5 protein-coding genes and 1 pseudogene are annotated in these 6,683 nt (G+C 59.9%); 4 read left to right on the top strand and 2 right to left on the bottom strand.

What is annotated here, in order from left to right; translation table 11 throughout:
• The first annotated feature begins 257 nt into the window (after positions 1-257).
• Both AC3WRD_RS29760 and AC3WRD_RS29755 read left to right on the top strand, forming a co-directional pair.
• Entirely contained in the window at positions 258-1,079 is an 822-nt protein-coding gene (locus tag AC3WRD_RS29760) for an aldo/keto reductase (RefSeq protein ID WP_096823053.1), read from the top strand.
• Positions 1,080-1,108: 29 nt separating this feature from the next.
• Complete coding sequence (locus AC3WRD_RS29755; RefSeq protein ID WP_096823054.1) at positions 1,109-1,579, top strand: DUF1810 domain-containing protein; 471 nt, start codon at positions 1,109-1,111, stop codon at positions 1,577-1,579.
• On the opposite strand, the gene AC3WRD_RS29750 is transcribed toward AC3WRD_RS29755, so the two are convergent.
• Complete coding sequence (locus tag AC3WRD_RS29750) at positions 1,544-3,904, bottom strand: DNA polymerase II (protein ID WP_173861412.1); 2,361 nt, start codon at positions 3,902-3,904, stop codon at positions 1,544-1,546. The genes AC3WRD_RS29755 and AC3WRD_RS29750 overlap by 36 nt on opposite strands.
• Before the next feature lie 189 nt (positions 3,905-4,093).
• On the opposite strand from AC3WRD_RS29750, the gene AC3WRD_RS29745 reads away from it, so the two are divergent.
• Positions 4,094-4,534 (top strand): CBS domain-containing protein, encoded by a 441-nt coding sequence (locus AC3WRD_RS29745; protein WP_096823056.1) that lies wholly within the window; start codon positions 4,094-4,096, stop codon positions 4,532-4,534.
• A gap of 144 nt (positions 4,535-4,678) precedes the next feature.
• On the opposite strand, the gene AC3WRD_RS29740 is transcribed toward AC3WRD_RS29745, so the two are convergent.
• The gene (locus AC3WRD_RS29740) at positions 4,679-5,302 is read right to left on the bottom strand and encodes a glutathione S-transferase N-terminal domain-containing protein (protein ID WP_102622790.1); all 624 of its coding nucleotides are present in this window, start codon (positions 5,300-5,302) and stop codon (positions 4,679-4,681) included.
• A 1,090-nt stretch (positions 5,303-6,392) separates the two neighbouring features.
• Here AC3WRD_RS29740 and AC3WRD_RS29735 point away from each other — a divergent pair.
• Positions 6,393-6,683: pseudogene (locus AC3WRD_RS29735) on the top strand (energy transducer TonB); the annotation flags it as partial.

Genomic DNA, 6,683 nt, shown 5'->3' with positions numbered 1-6,683 from the left:
GAAGTTGCGCAGTACTGCGCAACTTCTTGCGCACTTGGCTGGAGGCCAAGATCGGCAAGGCCTGTAGCGGTTTTTAACCTGGTTTTATTACGGACAACTGCGCAACTTCTTGCGCAGTTGCGAAACGCCCGTTCAATACATCGGAGCAACAGAACCTCGGCATAAACGCCTCAACGGGCCGACACCCTCATATGGAACCCATGGGCTATCCTGCTGCCCACTTAAAGGTATCGACCGTTTTCAGATAGGAGGTTTGAATGCGTACCCTCGAATTGGCTGGCGTGCAGGTTCCGGTGATTGGCCAGGGCACCTGGCGCATGGGCGAAGACCGCTCGGCGCACACGCGTGAAGTCGCGGCCCTGCGCAGTGGCATCGAACTGGGCATGACCCTGATCGACACCGCCGAAATGTACGCCGAGGGCGGTGCCGAAACCGTGGTCGGTGAAGCCATCGCCGGCCTGCGCGATCAAGTGTTCCTGGTGAGCAAGGTCTACCCGCACAACGCCAGTCGCAAAGGCATTCCCCAGGCTTGCGAACGCAGTCTGCGTCGGCTCGACACCGATTACATCGACCTCTATCTGCTGCATTGGCGCGGCCAGTATCCGCTGGAAGAAACCGTCGAGGCCTTCGAGCGTCTGCGCGAGGACGGCAAGATCGGCCGCTGGGGCGTGTCGAACTTCGACGTCGGCGATCTTGAAGAACTGTCGAATTCGGCCTGCGCGACCAATCAGGTGCTGTACAACCTGGAAGAGCGCGGCATCGAATTCGATCTTTTGCCGTGGTGCCAACAACAGCGCATGCCACTGATGGCGTACTGCCCGATCGGCCAGGGCGGCGCGATGCTCGCGGAAACCGTGCTGAAACAGATTGCCGTTCGTCACGGCGTGACCCCGGCACAGGTTTCGCTGGCGTGGATTCTGCGTCAGGATGGGGTGATTGCAATTCCCAAGGCAGTGCGTCCGGAACATGTGCAGCTCAATGCACAAGCGGCGCAGCTACAGCTCGATGCCGGGGATCTGGCGGCGCTGGACCAGGCGTTTCACGCGCCACAACGCAAGCAGCGGCTGGCCATGGTCTGAGCCACCGCCGACGGGCAGAGGGCTTCGCCATGAGAAGCACTGATCAGTACGACCCGTTCAACCTGCAACGATTTGTCCTGGCCCAGGACCCGGTGTTCGAACGGGTGCAACGCGAACTCGACGAGGGCCGCAAGCGCAGCCACTGGATGTGGTTTGTGTTTCCGCAGTTCGCCGGGCTCGGGGGCAGCGAGATGTCCCGGCGCTTTGCCATCGGCTCGGCCGGGGAAGCCAAGGCTTATCTGGCCCATGAGCTGCTCGGCGCCCGGCTGCGCACCTGCGCGCAACTGGTGCTGAACGTGCAGCAGCGTTCGATTGCCGAGATTTTCGGCCATCCGGACGACCTGAAATTCCACTCATCGATGACCCTGTTCGCCCAGTTCGCCGACGAAAACAGCCTCTGGCATCAAGCGCTGGAGCGTTACTTCCACGGCATTCAGGACGAATGGACCCTGCAACTGCTGGACTCAAAACAGGCCCAGTTGCCCCCCGATCAGGGTTGAGAAATCGTCGTCGACAAACGGCAGGATCGCATCCGCCACCGGTTGCAGCTGGCGGGTGATGTAGTGGTCGTAGTCGATGGCCGCGCGGCGCACTTCCAGCGGCTCGGGGCCGGCCAGGGTGATCACGTAGCTGATCCAGCCGCCGTTCTGGTACTGGCGCGGGCGACCGTGTTGCGCGTTGTAGTCGTCGGCCAGCCGTGCGGCGCGCACGTGGGGCGGCACGTTGCGTTCGTAATCGTCGAGGGTTCGGCGAAGACGCTTGCGATAGACCAGTCGCTCGTCGAACTCGCCGGCCAGGGTCTTGCGCACGTATTCACGCACGTAGTCCTGATACGGCTTGCGCTGGAAGATCCGCTCGTACAGCTCCTGCTGGAATTGCCGGGCCAGCAGCGACCAGTCGGTGCGCACGGTTTCCAGGCCTTTGTAGACCATTTCTTCTGTGCCGTCGGCGCGGGTCACCAGACCGGCATAGCGCTTTTTGCTACCCTCCTCGGCACCACGAATAGTCGGCATCAGGAAACGCTTGTAGTGGGTTTCGAACTGCAATTCGAGGGCGCTTTCCAGCCCGTACTGCTCGCGCACATGTTCGCGCCACCAGTCGTTGACGTGCGCAACCAATGCCCGGCCGATTTGCGCCGCCTCTTCCTGACCGTGGGGGCGACGCAGCCAGACGAACGTCGAGTCGGTGTCGCCATAAATCACCGCATGCCCCTGAGCCTCGATCAACTGCCGGGTACGCAGCATGATTTCGTGGCCGCGCAGGGTGATCGATGACGCCAGCCGCGTATCGAAAAACCGGCAACCGCTGGAACCCAGCACGCCGTAAAAGGCGTTCATGATGATCTTCAGCGCCTGGGACAGCGGCGCGTTGTGTTCACGCTTGGCGGTCTCGCGGCCCTCGGCGACCCGAGCGACGATGGACGGCAGGCAATGACGGGTACGGGAGAAACGGGCGCCGCGAAAACCCGGCACCGAATCGCTGTCGTCAGGATGCTGCAAGCCTTCGATCAACCCCACCGGATCAATCAGGAATGTGCGAATGATCGACGGATAGAGACTCTTGTAGTCGAGCACCAGCACCGATTCGTACAGCCCCGGTTGCGAGTCCATGACAAATCCGCCGGGGCTCGCCTGCGGAGGATTGGTGCCAAGGTTCGGCGCCACAAAACCCTGGCGGTGCATCAACGGCATGTACAGATGGGTGAACGCCGCCACCGAGCCGCCGCTACGATCTGCCGGCAGACCGGTGACGCTGGCGCGCTCCAGCAAAAATTTCAGCAGCTCGGTCTTGGCGAAGATCCGCGTGACCAGTTCGCAGTCCTTGAGGTTGTACTTGGCCAGCGCCGGTTTGTCCTCGGCGAACATCCGGTTGATTTCGTCCATGCGCTGGTACGGATTGTCGATCGACTTGCCTTCGCCGAGCAAAGTCTGGGCGACGTTTTCCAGGCTGAACGAGGGGAAGCTCCAGGTCGCCGAACGCAGGGATTCGATGCCATCGATGATCAGCCGCCCCGCCGCTGCCGCGAAGTAATGAGTGCGGCTACCGTGTTCGCGCCACTGCATTTCTTCACCGCCGCGCCCGAGCTTGAGCGGCACGCCAAGGCGTCGGGCGTGTTCGTGGAGAATGCGCAGGTCGAACTGCACGAGGTTCCAGCCGATGATTGCGTCAGGGTCGTGGTAGGCGAACCAGTCGTTGAGTTTCTTCAGGATCAATGTGCGCGATTCGCAGTACTCAAGGTCGAAGTCGACAATGCTGTCATCGCCATTCGGCGCGCCCAGCATGTACACCTGCCGTTCGCCGCAGCCTTCCAGCGCGATGGAATACAGCTCGCCCTGCTCGGTGGTTTCGATGTCCAGCGAGACCAGCCGCAGTTTCGGCCGATAGTCGGGCGCAGGCTTGAGGTGGGCGTCGAGCAGCACACCGTCGGCATCGGGCGTGCCGCTGAACCACACTGGCGCAGTGATGAAACGCTCCATCAGGTAACGCTCGGGCGGCCGCACATCGGCTTCAAAGACGTCGACACTGTGACGGTTGAGCGCGGTTTCCAGGCGCATCAACTGGCCGTGTTGCTGGCAATACAGCCCGAGCACCGGGCGATGTTCGAAATCCTGCAGGGCCAAGGGGCGCAGTTCGACGTTCTTTTCGCCCGCCAGCACAAGCTCGGCCTGCTCACGCTGCGCCGCCGGGATGAACGCCACCGATGGCTGATGCGGCAGGCGCACACGGCGCGGCCCGGCGTCGGTCGCCAGCCAGAACTCGACTTCGGTGCCGGCCGGGGTGTCGCGCCAATGCCGGGTCAGGACGAAGCCCTGCTGTAAATCCACCACTGCGACCTCAAGAATTGATTCAGAAAGGCATTCTACGCGGCATTGCAGCAACCGGTGGCACAGGCCTCGCAATGAAAAAACCCGTCAAATGACGTTTTTTGCGTGTTATCTGCCGTTTTGCGGCCTTGCTCTGCGCGCCTGCGTCTACGATGCTTGGAGAACAACGACAACACCTGAGTAACCACCATGAAAACCGTCGCCCAGCTGCTCAAGCTCAAAGATCAGAAAAATCAGGAAGTGCACCAGATCAAACCCGATCACATGGTGCTCGAAGCGCTGATGAAGATGGCCGAGAAAAACGTCGGCGCCTTGCTCGTGGTGGAGGACGATAAAGTGGTGGGCATCATCAGCGAACGCGATTACGCGCGCAAACTGGTGCTGCACGGGCGCTCCTCGGTAGGCACGCCGGTACGCGACATCATGGTCGCAAACGTGATCACGGTGGACACCCACCAGACCGTCGACACCTGCCTGAGCATCATGTCCGACAAACGCCTGCGCCACTTGCCGGTGGTGGAAAACGGCAAGCTGCTGGGCCTGCTGTCGATCGGCGACCTGGTCAAGGAAGCGATTGCCGAACAGGCCGAGCTGATCAAACAGCTGGAGCAGTACATTCGCGGGGAGTGATGCCTTCACCCTGATCGTTCCCACGCTCTGCGTGGGAATGCCTCTTGTGACGCTCTGCGTCACGCTTTGGGACGCGGAGCGTCCCGGGCTGCATTCCCACGCGGAGCGTGGGAACGATCAACGATCAACATCTGATTCGATTTCTTAACCGGGCCAATGTCGCGCGAAGACCGGCGCCAGCACCGGGTGCCGGTCGATGCGTTGCAGCCATGCATAAAACCCCGGCCGGGCCTGGCGCAGGTGTTCGCGGGTGCCGGCCCAGCGCGTCACCACTGCCGCCAATACATCCAGTGCTCCCGGTGTTTCATCGTCCAGGTACAGCTCGGCGGAAAACTGGTCGGCGAACACTTCCCACACCCAGTGCAATCGCTCCCGCGCGCCCGCCATCAGGTTCTGTCGCGATGCTTCATCCGGCATCACCAGCCAACGCTCGGGGTAATCGATGACACCGATGGCCACGTAGCAATTGTTGACGATGTACACCAGACCGCGAATCGCCTGATCACGATCCGCCGCGTTGGCCGGCAACAGGCCCGACGCAGGGAAGCTCAACCCCAGGTGAATCAGGATCGCCGCGCTTTCAGTGAGCGCACTGCCATCGGGTAGTTGCAAAGTCGGAATCTGCTTGAGCGGATTGAGCCTGGCCAGTTCCTGCGCCGCTTCGGCGCTGGCTTCGATGTCAATGAAGCGATAAGCGATCTGGCACAGCTCGAGCGCCGCCTCGATGGCCGCAGCCCCTGAATTGCGATGTCCGTAGAGCTGATACATATCCCCTCCTCCACTGCGAAAGGCATCCTGCCTGGCCCTATTTATAGCTGTTGTATCGAATTTGGCACGGATTGCGCATTCATCGGCAGCTTGCGAATCCCTGATCTCGCAAAACAGCGCTGGCGGTGCCCATCCCGCACCAAGAGCAATCAGCGAACGCTATCCGCGTTCTTGTAAGGTGCGATACCGAACCAAAAGTTCGCGTATCCGAGCTGGCAACAAGGAGTTCACCGCGTGAATCTTCATCTGCTGCGCCATTCTCTTCTCTCCGTACCCCTGTACCTGCGCGGCGTTCGTCCTCCGAACAGTCCGTGCATTCCTTTTATTACCTGAACGCCAGCACTATTTATTTTTTAAATAGCATGCAAGAAGTCATTGCGTGCGCGCTGCATTAATGAACGCCAGAAAATATTGTTCGACAATAACTTCCAGACAGCACACCGCTACAACTTTTACTGTTCGGCGTTAATGTTCGGAGCGCACCAAAACTGCACTTTCAGTCAATACACCGCTCAAGCGGAACGACCGACTTTACTTAAACAAGAACAAGGAACATCACCTGTGACCCGCTAAAACACTGACCCGCACCAAATCAGTCCGCCACGCACCATCACGCGCCCTGGCTGACACGAGAACAGCCGCTCTATCTCGCTGAACAGCGTGATACCGTGCCCGGCCTGTCTCGCCTTGAAAAAAGCCCTGCAAACAGGGCCTTCGGGAGGTTATGCGCCCATGAAAACCGGCGTGCTTGATGAAACTTATATAAATGCGACATACGTATCAGTCGAGAAATAAACACTACACAATGGGTCACTCTTTGGCACAGCGGTTGCTATTGCATCAATCATGAGGGCAAGAATGAGACAAGCCACTCAATTGCACACTCACTCATAAAAGAACAGCCACGGACCGGATCAATGAACAATCGAAGTCGATGTTACTGAAGCAATAAGCTGCACAAGCCCTGTTCAATAGATAGTTCAACTATCGGCTTCTGCACACCTGTATGAAAGTTGCGACCACTCACTCGAACAACGCTTTGTTGTTCGAACGGCACCTTATTGCCCTTCATCCACCCGAGGGAGCTTTAATGAACGATGCGGTAAAGCACAGAACGCCGCCGGGGCCATTACGGAACGCACCACTTCCGTCGGTGGCGGGTCGGCCCGTCTATAAGGCCAACACTTCGCAGCCCGGCGGCCTGAACAAACAGCAGATGCTGTTGCTGGTGGCGGTGTCGGCGTTGATACACGGCGGCGCCTGGTGGTTTTTCCAGCAGGCCAGGGCCGAGCCGCTGCCCACGCCACCGGAAATTCCGGAAATGACCGTCGAGCTCACCAGCCCGACACCTCCGGCCCCGCCGACACCGGAGCCGCCGCCC

It is taken from the genome of Pseudomonas sp. FW215-R2 (assembly GCF_058789255.1).
This window is presented reverse-complemented; position numbering and strand designations above follow the sequence as displayed.

Coding starts and splice junctions, on each gene's coding strand:
- AC3WRD_RS29760 (WP_096823053.1), top strand. CDS start 258: ATGCGTACCCTCGAATTGGCTGGCGTGCAGGTTCCGGTGATTGGCCAG.
- AC3WRD_RS29755 (WP_096823054.1), top strand. CDS start 1,109: ATGAGAAGCACTGATCAGTACGACCCGTTCAACCTGCAACGATTTGTC.
- AC3WRD_RS29745 (WP_096823056.1), top strand. CDS start 4,094: ATGAAAACCGTCGCCCAGCTGCTCAAGCTCAAAGATCAGAAAAATCAG.
- AC3WRD_RS29740 (WP_102622790.1), bottom strand. CDS start 5,302: ATGTATCAGCTCTACGGACATCGCAATTCAGGGGCTGCGGCCATCGAG.